17 protein-coding genes, 1 tRNA gene and 1 pseudogene are annotated in these 19,243 nt (G+C 62.8%); 8 read left to right on the top strand and 11 right to left on the bottom strand.

Annotated features, from left to right (window positions below):
- The 7 genes and pseudogenes from VGG51_04905 to VGG51_04935 all read right to left on the bottom strand — a co-directional run.
- A partial coding sequence (locus VGG51_04905) for a PQQ-binding-like beta-propeller repeat protein (protein ID HEY1882362.1) occupies positions 1–1,200 on the bottom strand: 1,200 nt, incomplete at its 3' end.
- A gap of 19 nt (positions 1,201–1,219) precedes the next feature.
- Positions 1,220–2,125 carry an MBL fold metallo-hydrolase gene (locus VGG51_04910; protein ID HEY1882363.1) on the bottom strand — a complete coding sequence of 302 codons (906 nt, stop codon included), beginning with the start codon at positions 2,123–2,125 and terminating at the stop codon, positions 1,220–1,222.
- Positions 2,122–3,189: a pyrroloquinoline quinone biosynthesis protein PqqE gene (gene pqqE / locus VGG51_04915; GenBank protein ID HEY1882364.1), complete on the bottom strand. Its 1,068-nt coding sequence runs from the start codon at positions 3,187–3,189 to the stop codon at positions 2,122–2,124. The genes VGG51_04910 and pqqE overlap by 4 nt, the downstream gene beginning before the upstream one ends.
- Complete coding sequence (pqqD, locus tag VGG51_04920) at positions 3,182–3,448, bottom strand: pyrroloquinoline quinone biosynthesis peptide chaperone PqqD (protein ID HEY1882365.1); 267 nt, start codon at positions 3,446–3,448, stop codon at positions 3,182–3,184. The genes pqqE and pqqD overlap by 8 nt, the downstream gene beginning before the upstream one ends.
- Positions 3,445–4,053: pseudogene (gene pqqC / locus VGG51_04925) on the bottom strand (pyrroloquinoline-quinone synthase PqqC). The gene pqqD and the pseudogene pqqC overlap by 4 nt, the downstream one beginning before the upstream one ends.
- A gap of 94 nt (positions 4,054–4,147) precedes the next feature.
- Positions 4,148–4,255, bottom strand: coding sequence for a pyrroloquinoline quinone precursor peptide PqqA (pqqA, locus tag VGG51_04930; protein HEY1882366.1), 108 nt, complete (start codon positions 4,253–4,255; stop codon positions 4,148–4,150).
- Positions 4,252–5,142 (bottom strand): fatty acid desaturase, encoded by an 891-nt coding sequence (locus VGG51_04935; GenBank protein ID HEY1882367.1) that lies wholly within the window; start codon positions 5,140–5,142, stop codon positions 4,252–4,254. Before VGG51_04935 ends, pqqA begins: the two co-directional genes overlap by 4 nt.
- Positions 5,143–5,854: 712 nt before the next feature.
- On the opposite strand from VGG51_04935, the gene rpsR reads away from it, so the two are divergent.
- From rpsR to VGG51_04965, 6 genes are all read left to right on the top strand, one after another.
- Complete coding sequence (gene rpsR, locus VGG51_04940) at positions 5,855–6,109, top strand: 30S ribosomal protein S18 (protein HEY1882368.1); 255 nt, start codon at positions 5,855–5,857, stop codon at positions 6,107–6,109.
- Positions 6,110–6,113: 4 nt separating this feature from the next.
- Positions 6,114–6,560 carry a 50S ribosomal protein L9 gene (gene rplI / locus VGG51_04945; protein HEY1882369.1) on the top strand — a complete coding sequence of 149 codons (447 nt, stop codon included), beginning with the start codon at positions 6,114–6,116 and terminating at the stop codon, positions 6,558–6,560.
- A gap of 16 nt (positions 6,561–6,576) precedes the next feature.
- Entirely contained in the window at positions 6,577–8,499 is a 1,923-nt protein-coding gene (gene lonC, locus VGG51_04950) for a Lon family ATP-dependent protease (protein ID HEY1882370.1), read from the top strand.
- A gap of 108 nt (positions 8,500–8,607) precedes the next feature.
- On the top strand, positions 8,608–9,975 hold the full coding sequence (gene dnaB / locus VGG51_04955) for a replicative DNA helicase (protein HEY1882371.1): 1,368 nt from the start codon (positions 8,608–8,610) through the stop codon (positions 9,973–9,975).
- A gap of 255 nt (positions 9,976–10,230) precedes the next feature.
- Positions 10,231–10,926: a metal-dependent transcriptional regulator gene (locus VGG51_04960; GenBank protein ID HEY1882372.1), complete on the top strand. Its 696-nt coding sequence runs from the start codon at positions 10,231–10,233 to the stop codon at positions 10,924–10,926.
- A complete protein-coding gene (locus tag VGG51_04965; protein HEY1882373.1) occupies positions 10,916–12,205 on the top strand; it encodes an Nramp family divalent metal transporter in 1,290 nt (429 codons plus the stop codon). Before VGG51_04960 ends, VGG51_04965 begins: the two co-directional genes overlap by 11 nt.
- Here VGG51_04965 and VGG51_04970 read toward each other — a convergent pair.
- A complete protein-coding gene (locus VGG51_04970) occupies positions 12,194–12,736 on the bottom strand; it encodes a gamma carbonic anhydrase family protein (protein HEY1882374.1) in 543 nt (180 codons plus the stop codon). The genes VGG51_04965 and VGG51_04970 overlap by 12 nt on opposite strands.
- Before the next feature lie 41 nt (positions 12,737–12,777).
- Between VGG51_04970 and VGG51_04975 the strand changes: the two genes are divergently transcribed.
- Positions 12,778–13,029 (top strand): hypothetical protein, encoded by a 252-nt coding sequence (locus VGG51_04975; GenBank protein ID HEY1882375.1) that lies wholly within the window; start codon positions 12,778–12,780, stop codon positions 13,027–13,029.
- Positions 13,030–13,035: 6 nt separating this feature from the next.
- On the opposite strand, the gene VGG51_04980 is transcribed toward VGG51_04975, so the two are convergent.
- Positions 13,036–13,563 (bottom strand): hypothetical protein, encoded by a 528-nt coding sequence (locus VGG51_04980; protein ID HEY1882376.1) that lies wholly within the window; start codon positions 13,561–13,563, stop codon positions 13,036–13,038.
- A gap of 140 nt (positions 13,564–13,703) precedes the next feature.
- On the opposite strand from VGG51_04980, the gene VGG51_04985 reads away from it, so the two are divergent.
- Positions 13,704–13,779: transfer RNA gene (locus VGG51_04985), tRNA-Thr, on the top strand.
- 17 nt (positions 13,780–13,796) lie between these two features.
- On the opposite strand, the gene VGG51_04990 is transcribed toward VGG51_04985, so the two are convergent.
- A complete protein-coding gene (locus VGG51_04990; protein HEY1882377.1) occupies positions 13,797–14,882 on the bottom strand; it encodes a site-specific integrase in 1,086 nt (361 codons plus the stop codon).
- A gap of 830 nt (positions 14,883–15,712) precedes the next feature.
- Positions 15,713–16,585: a hypothetical protein gene (locus VGG51_04995; GenBank protein HEY1882378.1), complete on the bottom strand. Its 873-nt coding sequence runs from the start codon at positions 16,583–16,585 to the stop codon at positions 15,713–15,715.
- Positions 16,586–19,243 lie beyond the last annotated feature (2,658 nt).

Genomic DNA, 19,243 nt, shown 5'->3' on the forward strand with positions numbered 1-19,243 from the left:
CAATTCGAGCGGCACCGCCACGATGCTGCCGGTATCACTGCCGATGATCAGCGTTTTGCCGACGACGATCGGCGAGCCGACGTTGAAGGTGGTGTGCATGAACTTCGAACCAACGACGCGGCCGTTTTTCGCATTCAGCGCCCAGAGATAACCGCTGAGGTCGCCGAAATAGATGACGTCGTCGACGTCGACGACCCCGCCCTTGACGACGCCGTGGGTTGGGGTCTCCCAGACCAGCATCCCGCTCGACGCGTCGAGCGCGTGCATCCAGGGCGTAATCGAGCTGCCGAGATAGAGGCGGTTGTTGTTGAGCAGCGGGATCGCCGCTTCGTTGCGGATCGGGAGCGAGCCGCTCTCCAGCGCGACGTCCCAGAGCCGCGCACCGGTAACGGTGTCGAGCGAGTAGACTCTCTCGACGCTCAGGTTGCCGATGACGGTAAACGCGTCGGGCGAGACCGGGGCGACGTAATCGCAGAAGATGCGCTCGCCGTTGCCGACCGGCGGACAGTCGCCGATCCCTGAAGCACCGCGCAGGAATTGACTGCGCCAGACGACTGAGCCGCCGTTGGCGTGCATTCGCCACGCTGCGTTCGTGCCGACGCCGGTCGTCACGAAATCGCCGCCGCCCACGGGAAGAATCGCCGACATGGAGGCCATCGAACCGATCCAGTGCGCGTAGCGCTTCTCACCGGTCGACGGATTCAGCCCGTTGATCCAGCCCGCACCGTCGTGGTTGACTAAGATCCCATCGATGATGGCGGGAGTAGGCATCGCCGATCCGGTCAGCATGGTCTGCCAGCGAACGCTGCCGCCGTAGCGGTCGAAACCAATGAGCGCGCTCGGTCCTTGACCGACCATCACCGGTTCCGACGGAGAAGAGGTGCGGCTCGTCGGATCGCCTTCGCCGACGATCACGAGGTCATCGTAGATCAGCGGCGCGCTCATCAGCGGATTGGGAACGTGCGCTTTCCACAAGACCTTTCCACTGTTGACGTCGAGCGCGTAGAGCGAGCCGCTGTTGTTGCCGACGTAGAGCGTGTCGTCGGCTACCGTTGGGCTCGCCGAGATCTGGCCGCCGGTTTCAACCCGCCACGACGCGTGCAGCGTTCCGGGCAGCACGGCGTTATTCTCCGGTCCCATGCGGAACTGCGTCCAGACTGCCGCCAGCGTCAGGAAGATGCGAACGGCGAGCAAGCTCATCGAAGCCCAACTTCCGGCACTAGATGCGTAATTCCATTCCGTCGTACGCGACCTCGACATTGGCATCGTGCAGGCTGCGCGCGGCGGCCGAGTCGGGATTGAGAATTGGATTAGAATTATTGACGTGAGTGACGATAACTCGCGTAGGTGTGCCGCGCAGCTGCTCGAGCGTTCCTCCGGGCACGCCGATCGCGAGGTGTCCGAGTTCGCTCGCATGCTTGGGCATGAGCCGCTGTGAGACTAGCTCGTCGTCGCTGAAGAAGGTGCCGTCCAGGAAGGCGACGCCGGCGGAAGCGATCGCCTTCGCGAGCCTCCGATCGATGCTTGCGAAGACCGGAGCAAAGAGCAGGCGCTTCGTCCCTTCTAAATCGGAAATCTCGTACGCAACGACGGCGCCGGGCAAGCTGCGGCGACCATCGTAACCCGGCGTCGTGCCGGGCACGGGGATCGCGCGAATCTCGAGCTCGTTGCCTACGAGGTCGTCCGCACCAGCAGGTGCGAACGGCTGCTCGAGCGAGACGTCGAGCCAACGGTGCGGCGGCTGCGCAAAGCGGGCAAAGGCGGACTGCTTCGTTGCGATTTCGCGCACGGCGGCGCTCGAGCGAAGGATGAAGCGGTGCTCGCCGTCCTGACGGAGCGTCGCGAGGCCTCCGATGTGATCGACATTTGCGTCGGTAAAGAGCATTCCCGCGATCGGCGTGCCGCGCGCTTGCCGCGGCTGAAGCGCTTCGAACGACTCGATCTGCGCGCCGATGTCGGGGGAGCAGTTGAGCAAGAGCCAGCGATCTCCGTCGCCGCTTACCGCGAGCCCGGATTGCGACCGGCGTGGTCGCCGTCCGGTCCGCGCCGCGGCGCAGTTCGCGCAGGCGCAGTTCCACTGCGGGACGCCCCCGCCCGCGGCCGAGCCGAGTACCCGGACGATCACGGCCGGCGAGCGGCGAAATCCGCCTTTCCCGCATGCTCGCGCGCCGACGCGATCAGTGAATGCTGCGGGCTGAGCGAGCACGCCGGGTCGGTCACGGCGGCGTCGCCCGTCAAAAGAAAGGCTTGGCAGCGGCAGCCGCCCCAGTCGATCTCCTTGCGTTCGCAGGAGCGGCAGGGCTCGGGCATCCAGCCGGTTCCGCGAAACCGTTCGAACGAATCGGAACCAGACCAGATCGCCGCGAGCCCGCGCTCGCGAACGTTTTCGAAGTGCAGGCTCGTAATCGCGGCCGCGGCCGGACACGGAAGTACGTCGCCGCTCGGTGTCACGGTCATGAACTGGCGACCCCAACCGTTCATGCACGGCTTCGGAAAATCACCGAAGTAATCGGGAAGGACGTAGACGATCTCCATCCGCCCGCGCAAGCGTTCGCGCGCCGCCGCAACGACCTGCTCTCCGTGGCGCACCTGTTCGGGCGTCGGCAGCAACGCGAGCCGGTTGCGGAAAGCCCAGCCATAGAACTGCACGTTTGCGAGCTCGAGCCGCGCAACGCCGGCTCGCTCGGCGTAGCCGATCACGTCTTCGATCGTGTCGTGATTCAAACGGTGCAGCACGCAGTTCAAGGTCAGCGCCACCTCTCGCCCGAGCACGCGGTCTATCGCTTCGGCTTTCCGTTCGTGGACGACAGCGCCGGCGATCCGATCGGCGAGTTCGGTTTGCGGCGCTTGGATGCTGATCTGAACGTGATCGAGCCCGCAATCCACCAGACGGTCGAGCAGCGCGTCGTCGAGGAAGGTGCCCTGCGTGATGAGGTTGCTGTAGAGCTCGTGGCTTGCGGCTCCTTCGACCAGCGCGCAGAGATCGGTTCGCAGCGTCGGCTCTCCGCCGGAAAAATGCACCTGGACGATCCCCATTGCGGCAGCGTCGCGCAGCACGCAAAGCCACTCTTGCGTGGAAAGCTCGTCGCGATGTGCGCGCAGATCGAGCGGATTGTAACAGTAAGGGCACTGCAGGTTGCAGCGGTAGGTGAGCTCGCAAAGCAGCGAGAGCGGCCTGGGACTATTCACGGATGAAGCCCCGCTCGACCAGACGCCCGAAGAGATCGCCGACGTCCTCGCGCGCCAGCGCGCTGTTTACTTCGAAGCGCTCGGTGATCGCGTCGACGATTTCGCGAAACGTGCGCTGGCCGTCGACCAGCTCGATCGCCGCGGCCGCGCTCTCATTAAGCTCGAGCGCCGTCTCAGGAACGAGCAGCATCGCCGATCCGTTCGCGTCGCGCCGCAGCCGAACGCCTTTGCCGAAGCGCGGCACCGCGTCGTCCTTCACGCGAAGACGCCGGAGGCGAGCGCGGTGGCGTCGAGGATGCACCAGAGCACGTCGCACTTGAAGCGCAACGCGGCAACGCACCGCTGCTCGATCTCGGGCGTGCGCGCTTCTTGCAGCACCCAGGACAACGCCAGCTCGGAGTCGCGCTTCGCCAGCGGAATCCGCCGTTCGAAATAGGCGAGGCCGGCGCGATCGATCCAGGGGTATTTCTCTAAGATGGCCGCCACGCGGCGCTGCATGACCGGCGGTCCGAAGAGCTCGGTCAGCGATGAGGCGACCGCCTCGATCCACGGGCGCGTTCGCGCGAACTCGACGTAGGCATCGACGGCAAACCGCGTGCCGGCGGCAACCTCGCGTTCGGAGCGCAGGTCGGCCTCATCGATTCCGACCGCGCGGGCGAGCTCGATCCAGGCGGCGGTTCCGCCGTCGGCTCCATCCCCGGTTCCATCGTGATCGTACAGCCGCGAGATCCAGGCGCGCCGATGGGCCGCCGAGGGCAGATTCATAAGGACCGCGGCATCCTTCACCGGGATCTGCGTCTGATAGTAGTAGCGATTTGCAACCCAAGCACGAACCTGCGCGCGGTCGAGAATACCCGAAACGAGCCGTTGGTGAAACGGGTGCTTGTCGTGATAGTGCTCATCGCCGACGGCGTGCAGCCGTTCGACGAGGCCGGGGGCGGCTACGGCAGCCGCTAGGTTAGAGCTTGGGCTCCCGCGCGGGAGCGCTAAGGTAGGCCGTCACCTCGGCGCCGAGCGGGTGTTCCTGAAAATCTGGGCGCTGCCAACGGGCGCGTAGTTCCTTCATGCGGGTACTCCTCGGGATGACTTCTGCTCTAGGCGTACCGTCGTATACGCCAGCTTCGCGCGCATGACCTCGCTCGGAATACGAACTCGATCGGCCAGGCGCAGGAGTTCCAGGGCCCGGACGTGCCACCAGGTCATATCCAGCTCAAACCAGCGCAGGCCGTGGCGCGCCGAAAACGGGAAGGCGTGATGGTTGTTGTGCCACCCCTCGCCCCACGATAAGACGGCGACCCACCAGCAGTTCGTCGAGCAATCCGTGGTCCGGTAGGTGCGATAGCCGAGCATGTGCGCGGCGCTGTTGACCAGCCACGTCGAGTGGTAGGCGATCACCAGCCGAACGAAGACGCCCCAGACGACCCAGCTCCACCCGCCGAACCAGAAAAGCAGACCGGCCAGGACCAGCTGCAGCGGATTGCCCAGCCACTGCAGTGTGCGGTAGAACGGATCGGCGTACAGATCGGGAGCGTAGCGCGCGATCTCCTCTTCCGACGGCATCGCGACGTTCTGACGGTAGAGCCAGTCGACGTGCGCCCAGCGAAAACCTAAGTGGATGTTGTGCGGATCCTCGTCCTCATCGGCGTGCGCGTGATGCTTGCGATGGATCGCGACCCAGCGAATCGGATCGCCCTGCAGCGCCAGGGTTCCCAAGAGCGCGAAGAGATATTCGACGGGCTTGCGCAAGCGCAGACTGCGATGCGTCAGCACGCGATGATAACAGAGCGTCACTCCCAGAACTCCGGTAGCCCACGCGAGAATCGCGCCGGCAAATATCGCGGACGGATGAAAAAACGCCGGCACGAATGCTGCCAGCGCACCAATATGAATAAGTCCCAGCGCGGCGCCGGTACTGTACCTTGCCGTTCGATTCATCGCTGCATCCGTTCGCATCACGCGCGAGGGCTCCTCGCGAGGGCTTGTATTGAAAAGAGCCCGCCTTCGCGGGCTCTCCCCAGAGTGTGTCGGTTCCGTTATTGATTAACGGTACGACGAGCTACGGCTGGCAAAGCAGTCCCGGCAGTACACCGGTTTGTCGCCTCGCGGCTGGAACGGTACCTCGGCCACGCCGCCGCACTGGCTGCACGTTGCCTTGAACAATTCCCGCTGGCTGCTGCGGCCGCCACCGCCGCCGTTCGAAGTGCGTCCGGCCTTGCGTGCTGCGCGGCAATCCGTGCAGCGGCTCGGCTTATTCGTAAAGCCCTTCATTGCGAAAAACTCTTGTTCTCCGGCGGTAAACGGGAACTGCTGTCCGCAGTCCACGCACGTGAGCATTTCGTCTGTATACATTTAGCGAGCGAATCTCCTAGTAGAGGTGAGGTTGTTCTCCGGATCCGACTCGCTTGGGCGCCTTAGGAACCTCGCGGACTTCGAAACCTGGGTAACCAGACTACTATACACCATTCGCGGGCCAGCGTCACGGCATCGGCCCTCCGGGGCCAGGAGCTTGGGCTGGGCCGTTCGAACGTACGTTCCGAAATCCGGCGCCCCGAGTTCGGCTCGGAGGTCCCGGTGGTGGAGCGAGGTTGTCGCCCCACCTGGCTAGGGTTTCAACGCCCCTTCCGGGGTCGAGCGAAACCGGCAACCACCTAGTCGAAAGGACACAATGCCACCGAAAAGGACGTCAGTCAAACGCGCCGCCAAGGACCGGCGGCCCAAGCGTAAGCCGTGCAGTTTCTGCACCGAGCGGGCCATCGCGGTAAGCTACCGCGATACCGGCCGGCTCAGAAAGTACGTCTCCGAGCGCGGGAAGATCGTACCGCGCCGGATCTCGGGCAACTGCGCCAAGCACCAGCGGATGCTGACCGTCGCCGTGAAGCGCGCCCGCCTCATCGCCTTCCTTCCCTTCGGCTCCGAGTAGCCGGGTGAAGCTCGTATTGTTCGCCGACGTCAAAGCGCTCGGTAAAAAGGGAGACCTCGTCGACGTCGCCGACGGCTACGCGCGCAACTTCCTGCTCCCCCGAAAGCTCGCCGGTGAGGCCGACAAAGGCGCCCTGGCGCAGCTCGACGCCCAGCAGAAGGCGCGCGAACGTAAGGCGGCTCTCGAGCTAGCGGAGGCGCAGGCGCTGGCCGTCAGGATCGAGTCGGCCAAACTCGCGGTCCGGGCAAAGGCCGGCGGCAACGGCAAGCTCTTCGGAGCGGTGACCAACGCCGACGTCGCGTCGGCGATTGCCGGCGCCCTCTCCATCGAGATCGACAAGCACAAGATCGAAATGACGAGTCAGATCAAGGCGCTCGGATCCTATCCCGTCGAGATAAAGCTGCATAAGGGCGTCGTCGCCAAGACCATGGTGGACGTCGTCGCCGCTTAGCAGGCGCCCCTAGTCCGTGCAGCAGGTCTACACGGCCCGCTTTCGGCGGAAGTTCGGTGCGCAAGGCGAGCTCAGCCGCTACGTCGGCGCGCTCTACGACATGCTGGTCGCCGTGCTCGGCCAGGACAAACTCGTCCTGCGCGCCGGGAAGGTCAACGCGTTGAAGCTGATGCGCTCGCAGAACCTGCCCGACCGCCTCTGTGGTCTGCAGCGCCTCGTCTTCGAGGATCCGACCCTGGAGCGCGCCACGACGCGCGCACAGCAGCGCAAGGTCATCTCCGAGATCGAAGAGGCGATGGCCGACGTCATCGCCCAGCGCCACGCCGAAGATTCAATCGAGCGGCGGGTCAACGAAAAGATGGCCGAGCGCCATCAGGAGTACGTCAAGGATCTCAAGCTCGAAGCGTTGCGGGAGACCGGCGGCCCCGAGACACCGGCGTCGCAAGCTAAGCTCGAAGAGCTGCAGGCGCTCTCGGAACGCGGGCTCGCCGCCTCCGCCCTGCAGCAGCTGCGGCCGCAGGCGCTGCGCGACGTCGTCGGACAGGACGCCGCAATCCGCGCGCTACTCGCAAAGATCAGCTCGCCCTACCCCCAGCACGCGATCCTCTACGGTCCGCCGGGCGTCGGCAAGACGACGGTCGCGCGCCTCGTGCTCGAGGTCGCGAAGCTCCGCCCGTACACTCCCTTTGCCAAGGACGCACCCTTCGTCGAAGCCAGTGGAACGACGCTGCGCTGGGATCCGCGCGAGACGATCAATCCGCTGCTCGGCAGCGTGCACGATCCGATCTATCAAGGCAGCCGGCGCGAGTTCGCCGAGGCGGGCGTTCCGGAGCCGAAGCTTGGACTCGTCACCCGCGCGCACGGCGGCGTGCTCTTCATCGATGAGATCGGCGAGATGGACCCGCAGCTGCAGATGCGCTTGCTCAAAGTGCTCGAGGATAAGCGCGTCGTGTTCGAATCGTCGTACTACGACGAGAGCGCGCCGAACGTCCCCGAATACGTCAAGCGCCTGTTCCGAGAGGGCGCACCGGCCGATTTTATCCTGATCGGCGCGACCACGCGCGAACCCGACGAGATCGACCCGGCAATTCGCTCGCGCTGCGCGGAGATTTACTTCTCGCCGCTGACCCAGCATCAGATCGGCTCGATCGTTGCGGGCGCGATCCGCCGCCTGGGCGCAAAGGCGGCGCGCGGCGTCGCCCAATTGATCTCGTCGTTTACGATCGAAGGCCGCAAGGCCGTGCAGATCGTCGCCGATGCCTACGGTCAAGCGCTCTTCCGCCTTTACCCAAGCAAACAGCGCGTCGAGACGCCGAGGAACCCTTCGATAACCGAAGAGGACGTACGCGCGGTCGCGCGCGCGAGCCGGCTCGTGCGGCAAACGCTCGTCAAAGGGCGCGCGACCCGCGAGATCGGCAAGGCCTTCGGTTTGGGCGTGCTGCACCATCTCGGAAGCATCATCGAGATCGAAGCGGTCGCCTTCGCCGCGTCGCAGCCGGGCAAAGGAACGATTCGCTTCAACGACACCGCGGGCTCGATGGCCAAAGACTCGGTCTTCAACGCAACCAGCGTCCTACGCGCGGTTACGGGTTTCGATGTTGCTGACTTCGATCTGCACATCAACGTCGTCGGCGGCGGAAATATCGACGGCCCCTCGGCTGGGCTCGCGTTCTTTCTGGCGCTCTACTCGGCGGTGACCAAAACGCCCATTCCGCAAGACGTCGCGATGACCGGTGAGCTGACTATACAGGGCAAGATCCGCGGCGTCGGGGGAATTCCTGAAAAAATTTATGCCGCGCGACAAGCCGGCATGCGCCGCGTGCTCGTTCCTAGAGAGAATTTGCGCGAGACAGACGCGGCACTCGGCGGCTTGGAGATCGTTCCGGCAACCAGCGTCGCGCAAGTGCTGCGCGACTTGCCCAAGAAACGCCGGCGCTGACTCGAGCACTGTGCCACGACGCATGGCACAGGCACGTGTAATTCTTTTCGTTATGCACAAGCGACCCACAAGGCGTTCACCGGCGCCGCGACGCACAGCGGGTCGCTCATGACCGTTGCGCCGCTTCATTCGACGATCGATCGCATACCGCCGCACAATCTCGAGGCCGAGATGGCGTTGATCGGATCCGTACTCGTCGACCGCGAGATGCTCGCCGCCGTCGGTGAGATCATCCGGCCGAACGACTTCTACGCGCACGTCCACGAAACGATCTTCATGGTGCTCGTCGAGCTCTACGAGCGAGGCGAACCCGTCGACAAAATTACCGTCGCCGAAGAGTTGAAGCGGCGCAACGTTCTCGAGCGAGTCGGCGGCGTCTCGTACATCAGCGGGCTGATGGATACCGTGCAGACGGCTGCCTCGGCGCGCTATTACGCAACGATCGTGCGCGAGAAATCGGTGCTGCGCTCGCTGATCCACGCGGGCACCCAGATCACCGGGCTCGGCTACGAAGGCGAAGAAGACGTCGCGGGCGCGCTCGACCGTTCCGAGCAGCTCGTTTATACGATCGGCGAGCGCCGCGGCGTCACCGAATTCATGCCGGTCAGCCGCCTGATGAAGGGCGCCTTCGACCACATCGACCGGCTCTACCACATGCGCGGAGATCGGACCGGGCTCACCTCCGGTTTCCGCGATATCGACGAGATGACGACCGGTTTCCAGCCCGGCAACTTCGTGATCGTTGCGGCCCGGCCGGGCATGGGGAAGAGCTCCTTCGCCCTCAACATGGCCGTCGCCGCCGCGCGGCAAGAAGGTGCGCCGGTCGCGTTCTTCTCACTCGAAATGTCGAACAACGAGCTGATTCAGCGCCTGATCTGTTCGGAAGCGCGCATCTCGATGAACCATATGCGCCGCGGCAATATCAAAGACGGCCAGTGGGAGCTGATCTCAAACGCGATGGGTGCGATCAACGACCTGCCGATCTATCTCGACGATCTGGGCGCGCTCACCGTCAACGATGTGCGCAGCCGCTGCCGGCGTTTAAAGTCTACGGTCGGGCTGGGAGCCGTCTTCGTCGACTACCTGCAGCTGCTGCGGCCGGGCGTGCTTACGCGAAACGTCAATCGCAATGAGGAGCTCTCGGAGATCTGCCGCACGCTCAAGGTGACGGCCAAGGATCTCGAGGTGCCGATCATTGCGCTCGCGCAGCTCAATCGGGCAGTCGAAGCGCGCGCGGGAACGAAGCGGCCGCTGCTCTCGGATCTGCGCGATTCCGGCTCGATCGAACAGGAGGCCGACGTCGTAGCCTTCCTTTATCGCGACGGCTACTACAATCCCGAGACGGCGGAACCGGATCTGACCGAGTTCATCATCGCCAAGCATCGCAACGGCCCGACCGGCACGGTCAACCTGCGCTTCCGTCCCGAGTTTACGCTCTTCTTGCCGTACGCCGACGAGTCGCACTACCCGAGTTAGGGGGAAACGCGAGCGTCGCGCCGGTTACATTCCGACTCGGACACATTCGTCGGGCCACATCCGTGTGGCCCTCCTATCGTCTGCCTCGGGCCTTCCGCATCCGGCTGCGGCCCTCGGTCAGACGGTCCTCGTCAGAACGTAACCGGCCCGACGCTCGCGTTTAGAAGAAATAGGCTGTAGCTAAACAGACCCCGTTCTGACGGGGAGGAGCTTTGGGGGGCGGCGCCAAGTTGTTAACCATGGTTAGCGTTAACCATGGCTAACAAGGGCAAGGTCGACCTCCTTACGGTCGGTTCCGATCGATCGCCGATGCGCGCTCGGGAAGACTACGTCAAAGCGATCTACCAAATCGGCGGCGGCGCTCCGGTGCGCGCGGCGGCGGTCGCGCGGTATCTCGACGTCAGCCGCGTCTCGGTCAGCAAAGCGAAACGGGTCCTCGAGAGCGACGGCTTGATCGAACCTGCGCGCGCTCCCTCGGATCCGCTCGCGCTGACCCGGCGAGGCCGGGCGCTCGCAATTGCGATGGTGCGGCGCCACCGTTTGCTCGAGACGTTTTTGCATCGCTCGCTGCACGTTCCGCTCGAGCGCGTGCACGCCGAGGCGGAGCGCATCGAGCACGTGATCTCCGACGACGTCGCGCTGCGAATCGCCGACTTGCTGGGGCGCCCGGCTAGCGATCCACACGGCCACCCGATACCGTACGAAGACGCGTACGCTACGCGCGAGCCGCTGCCGACGCTGGCCGCACTTAGCGCTGGGGGCAGGGCGCGCATCGTCAGCCTCGACGACCGCGATGAAGAAGGCGTGAAGACGCTGGCCGCGGCCGGGCTTCTTCCCGGAACGGCCGTACGCGTCGTGGCCGCCGATGCGAAGCGGCTTCGTCTGCGCTGCGGAAAGCGCACGATCGCCCTGCAGCGGCGTCACGCCGAGATGGTGCGTATTGCAACGTAGCTTCGGCGTGGGTTCGGAGAGCCCGCACGTCGTTGCCGCGGCGCGAGAGGCGCTCGCCGGCGATCGGCGCGGATTGCGCGCGCTCTTGCCGTTTGCGGGCCCGGCGTTCGTTGCATCGATCGCCTACATGGATCCGGGAAATTTTGCCACCAACATTCAGGGCGGTGCGGCGTTTGGATACCGGCTGCTCTGGGTCGTCGTGCTTGCCAATCTGATGGCGATGCTCTTTCAGGCGCTGTCCGCCAAAATGGGCATCGCGACGGGAAAGAATCTCGCCGAGCTTTCGCGCGATCACGCCCCGCAACCGATCGTTTACGCGATGTGGCTCGTCAACGAGTTCGGAGCGATGGCGACCGACCTCGCCGAGTTCTTGGGCGCCATCGTCGCGCTCTATCTGCTCTTTGGAATTCCGATGGTTGCCGGTGCGCTGGTGACCGGTGCCGTTACCTACGCGATTCTGGCGTTGCATCGCTTCGGCTTCCGGGCGATGGAGACGCTGATCGGTTCGTTCGTCGGCGTGATCGCGGTCTGCTACATCGTTGAGACGATCTTGACGAGGCCGAACTGGCACCAGGTGCTCTACCACTCGGTCGTGCCATGGATCGGCGGCCCGACGAGCGTGCTGCTCGCGGTTGGAATCGTCGGCGCGACGGTGATGCCCCACGCGATCTACCTGCACTCCGCGCTGACGCAGGGCCGCATCGTCCCGCGAACGCGCCGCGAGGCCGCGCGCATCGTGCGCTTCTCTTACGTCGACGTGATCGTCGCGCTGACGATCGCGGGGCTCGTCAATCTATCGATGATGTACATGGCGGCGGGGGTCTTTCATGCGACGGGAAACACGGCCGTTGCCGACATCACGACGGCGTATCGAACGCTGACGCCCTTGCTGGGGAATCTGGCGGCGGTCGTCTTTTTGATCTCGCTGATGGCGTCGGGCATCGCGAGCTCGGTCGTCGGCACGATGGCCGGGCAGGTAATTATGCAGAGCTTCGTCGGATTTACGATCCCGCTCTGGCTGCGCCGGCTGGTCACGATGGCACCGGCCGTCGCGGTCTCGGCCGCCGGCGTCAACGTCACGCAGACGCTCGTGCTCAGTCAGGTCGTGCTAAGTTTCGTACTTCCGGTTCCGGTGATCGCGCTCGTGCTCTTGGGTTCGCGCAAGAGCGTGATGGGCGAGATGGCCAACGCACCATGGGTGACGGCGCTGGCCGCATGCGCGACGGTGGGGATCATAGCGCTCAATGCTTTTTTGATCTGGACGACGCTACATCGTTAAATCTTGATCCTCGGGCGTACCGAGGCTCTGCGCGAGGTACATGCGCGAGAGCTTGACGTACTCTTCGGCCGAGACCTCGATCCACGTCGCCGCCTCACCCTCGACCGCTTTCTTTACCACCGCCGGCGCGCCGGCCGCAACGACGCGCGGCGGAATCGCCGCCTTCTGGCCGACGACGCTGCCGGCGGCGATCAGCGCGCCTTCCCCGATCGTGCAGCCGTTGAGCAGCGTCGCGTTGCTGCCGATCAGCGCGTAGCGTTCGATCGTACAGTCCTCCATCACCGCGCAGTGCCCGACGGTTACGTCGTCGCCGACGTACGTGCCGCCGCCCTCGCTAACGTGCACGACCGCGTTGTCTTGAATCGAGGTTCGCCGCCCGATCCTGATCGGTCCGTTGTCGCCGCGCAAGACGGCACCGAACCAGATGCTCGATTCGTCGCCGACCTCAACGTCGCCGATCAAGATAGCGTTGGGCGCCACGAACGCCGAGCCAGAGACTTTGGGCAGCTTGCCCCGATATTCGATCATCATGAGGCGAAGCTTCGCAGGCACGCGCGTCGAACCTCGCCGCCATGCATCGTCACCGGACGCCGCTGCGCGGCGTCAAGGCCGTTCCCCACCCCAAACCCGGCGATCCGAGCTATACCGAGGTCAATTATCTCTACGCCGGCCGAACCGGGCACATCCACGAAGTCGTGGAGATCGCCGGACGCTCGTTAGCGAAGGTCGGCTTCGACGATCGCAAGATCGTCTACTATCTGCTCGACGATCTCGAGCTCGACGAGACGGCGAAGCGGGGCACCTTCCACGATACCGACCCGTAGCGGGGCCTATGGCTTGACGTCGGGGTTATGCCAGGCAAAAGCCCCCAGCGGATTGGGAACGACCCACACAATGAGATCCCAAAGACTGGGAAAGTTGAAGATCGTCACGACGTCGCTTGCATTCGCGACTTTTTTCATCGCGACGATCGTGCTGGCGCTCGGATTGTTTGCGTCGGCGCCGGGGAACGAGTTGAAGTCGCCGTCCCACGCCCACTGATCGTATTTTATCTGTCCGGTTGCCGGATCGCGCTGCACCCAGTGCACGTGGGCGTTGAACTGATACCAGCGGCCGGGGTTGATCCCCCACAAGTTCGGGCGTGACGGGCTCGTGCTCGTGAGCACGGAGTAGTCGGCGCCCATCAGCTTTCCGCTCTTGTCGTACCAGAGTTGGCTTGGATGCTCGTAGTCTTTCGACTCCCACTGCTTGTTCGCATAGCTGATTGCGCCGGTTTCATCGGGGGACGTGTAGCGTACGTAGCCCGCCTTCTCGGCGTCGGCGGCCGTCGGATAGTGCGCCATGACGTAGGCGGACATCTGGCTGACCCAGGCGCTCTCGGCGGCATCGGGTTTCCCAAAGTAGGTCGGCTGCTGGTCGGCTAGAGCCCGAATCGGGGCGGCAAGTAAAAAAAGAAGGGCGACGGCAAGCCAGCCGTGGAAAGAGCGGCGGCTGCGGCGCCGACGTAGCTCAGTTGGTAGAGCAATTGTTTCGTAAACAATAGGTCGCCGGTTCGAGTCCGGCCGTCGGCTCCAGTCTAAAAGGTCTTTATTCATAAGGCTTTTTTCTTTGTCCTCGCGCCCGTCTTAGAAGTCTTTCGGCGGGCAGTTGTCCCCCGTTTTGTCCCACGTCGATTCCGGACCATCGAGCCGATAAGGTCTGCCGCGGCGCGGCCTTCGGACGGTGCATGATGGCTGTAGACGTCGATCGTGGTCTTGCTGCTGGCGTGGCCGAGCAACGCCTGGAGCGTTTTTAAGGGCGTACCCGCTTGAGCGAGCTGTGTGGTCACCGTGTGACGCAATGAATGAAAATCCACAGGGGGCAGACCCGCTTCCTTGAGGAGCGGTCGAAGGACGCGCCTCAACAGGTTTGGGCCATCGATTGGCGTCCCGTTCTTCGACGCAAATACAAGGCCAAGATCGTTGGCACGCTGCCGCTTGAGGTGATCACGGAGCAGCTTAACCGCTTCTTTCGAAAGATCCACGCGACGACGAGACGTTGTGGTCTTGGGCTCGACCAACGCGAGCCCATTCTCGGTTCGAGCTAGGTTGTGGCGTACCAATAGGTAGCCGTCGTTCAAATGTAGATTACCGATGGTTAGCCCGAGTATTTCGCCTTCGCGCATGGCTGTAGTCGTTGCGAGGTAGACAAGCGGGAACCATTCCGAGGCTTTGGCGACGGTGAGGAGTTTGCGGAGTTCAGTGAGGTTTAGTGTCGGCTTCTCCGTCTTGGGTACGCGAGGGCCTTTCATGTCAGCAAGTGGGTTGCGTTCGAAATAACCCACCTCCACGGCGTAGCTGTAGCCTCGTCGCAGGGTAGCGAAGGCGAGCTGCTTCGATCGTGCGCCGACCTTTAGGCCGTCAAGCCATGCGGCTACGTTAGCAGGCTTTAAAGTGGCGAGGCGCGCACGGCCTATCTCCGGCACAATGTACTCCTTGACCGCTGTCTTGTACGTCGAAAGAGTATTGTACTTGAGACGTGACTTCATATCGGTGAGGAAGCGGTTCTCGAAGAAGTCCTCGATCGTGACGTTCTTTGCGTTCGCCTGTGCCGGAGCGGCGAGCAACGCTTTAACCTTGTGTCGGAGCCCGGCCGCGGTTTTGTCATAGACACTCTTGCGAACCTGTACGCCTTTCAAGTTTTCAACCCAACCGCGCCACCTCTGATACGTGTTGCCCTTGCGCGTTACCGTGTCGTAGGTGCCACTGCCTGGAACCCTGCCGTACTTGTCCTCGACGCTTACCGTGGGATTCCACGCAGGGCCTGCGACGGAAACTGACGTGCCGATCTTGCGCTTCCTCGGTCGTGATCGCATTTGAGCCGTCCGCTTCGTCGACGAGAGTCGATCGCCTTCGTCGTCGCTCGTAAGAGCGAGCGCACTTGCGGCTTTCACTCCGCATAGCACAAATGGAGAGTCAGGTACTTTGCACTTGAGCGCGGATACTTCAAAAACGGACCGATGAAGAGCGGTGCTGAATAACGAGTTTTTTCGGTGGAGTCTAGGTTAGACGAAGGTCGCGTTCGACGTGCCGATATGCCACGTGTACACTGGGCCAGACACAAAGCAAGGGCGTTGGTTACGGGCGCGTTCCCGAATCCGAAGTCACTCTCACCAGAGAGGATGCGCGGGTCGATTTTCGACGCTAGGTTGGGCGAGGACTCGCGAGGAGTGGCACGGTGTGGCTCGCGTCGTCCTAAGATTGTAGTGCCACGCCCAGGTTCAAATCGAGACAAAGTCGCGCGCTTGGAGGCCCTGATGCAGCGATGTGATTGAGAACGCGCGCGCGAGGGGCCGTACATCACCCGGAATGCAACCGTCCCAAGATCCTTCGGCGCCTAAGCTACGGTGATTCTTCGGTTCAAGAGGGGTCTTCAGATCGAGAGGGGTCCGCCTGTATTTCGAGAGGGTCAAGAGCCCTTTTGAGGGGGTCGAAGGGTAATCGAGAGGGGTGTGAGCCAGGACCCCCCTCATTCGAGATTCAGCGGCGCGCCCAAGTTGAGACTCAACGGGTCAATGTTCGCGGCGTTAAGAGCGGCTTGCAGACCCCAGTACACGGTGGCTCTAGCGTTCCCGCGGACCCCTTCGTCGGCCAGGCGGTCAAGAAACGGTTCAACGATCGGTAGCGCGAGGTCCATACGCCTCCTAGCCGATTCCACGTTACTCGCGAGCTTCGAGACGCGCTGGCAGAATCGCGGTCCGGGATCAGTCGTGAAGCGCAGGTCGAAGTAATCAAGCCCGTCGGCGTCGCGGGCACTGGCGAGAATGTCTTCGAGATCTGGGGGTGCAAACTGCGTCCGCATCTCGACGCCGAGGCCGCCGACACGCTTAAACACGTAATCGAACGTGTGCTTGGAGATGCGCCGCGCGAAGAAAAGCGGCACAGTGTCCATGGCGTAGGCGTTGCGTATGTGTTTCCAGAGTTCTTGCGTATCATGATAAATCCACCGTCGCCAGTTCTTTATCTCGACAAGGATGCCGGCTTGATTCACAGGCAGTCGGGGATCGTAGATCAGCCCGTCGGACGCGCCCACTATACGCTGGTCTTTAACGTCCCCCCAGGCATGCCCAATAATAAAGCGATTGGAACGCTCAACGGCGGTTCGCACGGCCGTCTCTCCGGCTCGCCCGATCGTATCTTCTGTACCGGCCGCGCGGCGCGCGTGCTGATCATAGAGCGTTTGCAGCGAGATTCGACGTTCGAGAGCCGTCGCGATGTCCGCGTCGGACAGACTAGCGAGAGTAAAAAGGTTACACGGACAGTGGTAGGGTTCAGGGAAATCCGGGCCTGCTACGACGCGGATGTCGCCGAAGCGAAAGAGCTCCTTAATGGCAGCGGTCACGATGTGTGGGGCACACGCTTCCTGCATCCAATGCGGCCCGTGTTCCGCCAGTTTAATCTCAAGCGTACGCCCAGAAGCCACGAGCAGGCGTTCCCGCAGTATCTTTTTGATGCGATTCCTAGCCAGGCGGTGCCCCGCCAAGCGGGGTCTGATGTTCGGCCCCGGTCGTCAGGCATGCAGCCACGACGTCCTGGTCCGCGTCCAAAGAAGTGGGTGCCTCTCACTGGTCATACAGCCTGGCCCAATGTCCGTGTACGGGTATATAAGAGTAACCATGAGGCCCGGCAGAGACCACCGCTGCAGCATGGAGCTGGCAAGCAAGCCTGCAGTGCCAGCCAAAGCGAACACACGTTCGCCATGGTTCGGGACACTTAGGCAAGGAAGGGCTATGTCGCTTTTAGAGGCGACCAAACATTCGGCCAAACGGCTCAGTTCTCGGGATCGCTCTCATCAGCCTCGGCTCGCTTGTTGGCACGGTGCTCCTTTGAAATCAAACCCCGGCCTGCTGGGGCCGCCCCGTTGCGCGGCTCTTGTGAGGTGCATTCCAGAGAGCGATGCGCGGACGTGGTAGCTCGCGCTGGCGGCCGATCTATTCGTGATTTGGCTGCAACCTATCCCCCGTTGTGGTTGCCTTCGGCGCCTCGCTCGCGGCTGATTGCAGGCCGTTCGAAGCCTGGCGCGATCGGCAAATGCAAGCCCGCGACTTCTGGAGTCGCTGGCGCTAGGAAACCGAATGGCAAAGGTCTGCAATCAGCTCGAAAACGGTGGAGCCTGTAATCCTGTAGTCGCTCTGCGATCGTTGGAGTGTGGCAGGCGCTAGGGTCTGCGCCGCTCCTTGGCCACGCGATCCAGGGCGCCCCTGCGACTGCGTACGACCCGGTCGAGCACGGCGCGGTCTACACCGTCGCGTTTAGCGGTCAGGAACAGAGCTTCCACCAGCGCCGCTTCCGCTAGGCCCGTGTACCCATCCCGCCGCAAAGCGGTACGCAGGTCCTCGATCGCATACTTCGCGGCCTCGGTTATCTCATAGCTGGTTTTGATGAATCCTGGCGTTACAGAGCGACGAGGTTTGGCTGGCATACTGCGTCCCTAAGCCGCGCGGAGCGAGTAAACCTTCTCCGCGTCCAGCAGTCACGAGCTTCTATTTCTGTTTTCGGGTGTACACTGTAATCCTGTAATAGTGCTTTTGCAGGGCTTGAACGAACGTCCTAGCAGTGCTAAGATAGTTGAATGGGACGCAAAATGACGAAGCCAAGTAACCGCACGACGACGAAGGTCGTGTCTTATGTTCGAGTTAGCACACAACGCCAAGGCGCCAGCGGTCTTGGGCTTGAGGCACAACAGGCAGCGATCGCACTGTTCTGCTCGTCCAACGGCTACGATTTACTACAGGAGTTCCGTGAGGTCGAGTCCGGGCGCAATAACGAACGCCCTATACTGCGGAAGGCGATCGCGCGCACGAAGGCTGCTCGCGCGCTGTTGGTCATAGCAAAGCTCGATCGACTCGCCAGGTCGGTGTCGTTCATTTCAAGGCTTATGGAGCAAGTGGACTTTCGGGCTTGCGACTACCCGGACAAGGATCCGTTTATGCTCCACATCCGCGCAGCTGTCGCTGAGGAGGAAGCTCGCAAGATATCGCAGCGCACCTGTGACGCTCTGGCGGCTGCTAAGGCTCGTGGGACGCTTCTCGGCGCTGCTAACCCGGCTTGCCGCAAGCTCACGGCTCAGGCGGCTCGCAAGGGCTCGGAGCGCACAGCTACGATCGCGCGCGAAGAGAACGCAGAGGCTACAGTGATCGCCGTCGAGCTTCGTGCAGGTGGGTTGTCCCTACCGGCGATAGCTGCGGAACTAGACTCTCGCGGCGTCCTCACGCGCACCGGCAAAACTTGGAACCCGACGGGAGTGCTAAGACTCTTACAGCGCGCGGCCTGAGCACACCGTTTCGATCGAACGCCTTCCGTCAAGCACATGCCCTGGCAGTATGCGGGGCCGTTCTCTCTTTGTGCTTAGGTTGTCAGGATATGGACCAGCAAGGATATCAATCCTGCGGCAATGACGAGCACAAGATAGCCGACGATCTGAGTACGCACCCGCAGCGATTCGGACCGCGCATCCTCAGTTGAAGCTAGACCTATCATCATAAATCTTGCAGCCCTGAACCTCAGCGCGAACTGCAGGTACGAGCGAGTAAAGAGCGCCATCCAAAGCCTGCCGTGGCCGCCGTAGCAGCGGCATAGACTGCAAAAGCCGCGTTCATGACTGAGGGCCCTCCTTCCGGGCGGTTTTGGTTACAACCCCGGATCGCTGAGGGCCTATCCTAGGTCTGTAATCCACTCAGCTACCGGGCAAAACTCCGGTCCCGGCCTCTTCGTGTGTCTTGGGCCGCGGGCTCATCCCGACCGATTCTAATCGCCGTTCCTGCGCGATTGGCGGGGACTGAGCGAGGGTTCTGAATCGGGGGGAGATTCAAAATGGAAATGGCTGTGCCCAGTGGGGGTCCACATCGTCCTGCAAAGCCGTTCCGGATCAAGCACAAAGCCGGTAGACAAAGTTCTCCATTCATCCGGGAGGGGGTCTCAATGATAGGGAGGGGGGCCGAGACCTAGGCGGTATCGGGGCGTCTGCCCGCCTCCCATGCGTTTGACAGCATCTCATCCA

This window comes from Candidatus Cybelea sp. (assembly GCA_036489315.1).
Taxonomy (GTDB): Bacteria; Vulcanimicrobiota; Vulcanimicrobiia; order Vulcanimicrobiales; family Vulcanimicrobiaceae; genus Cybelea.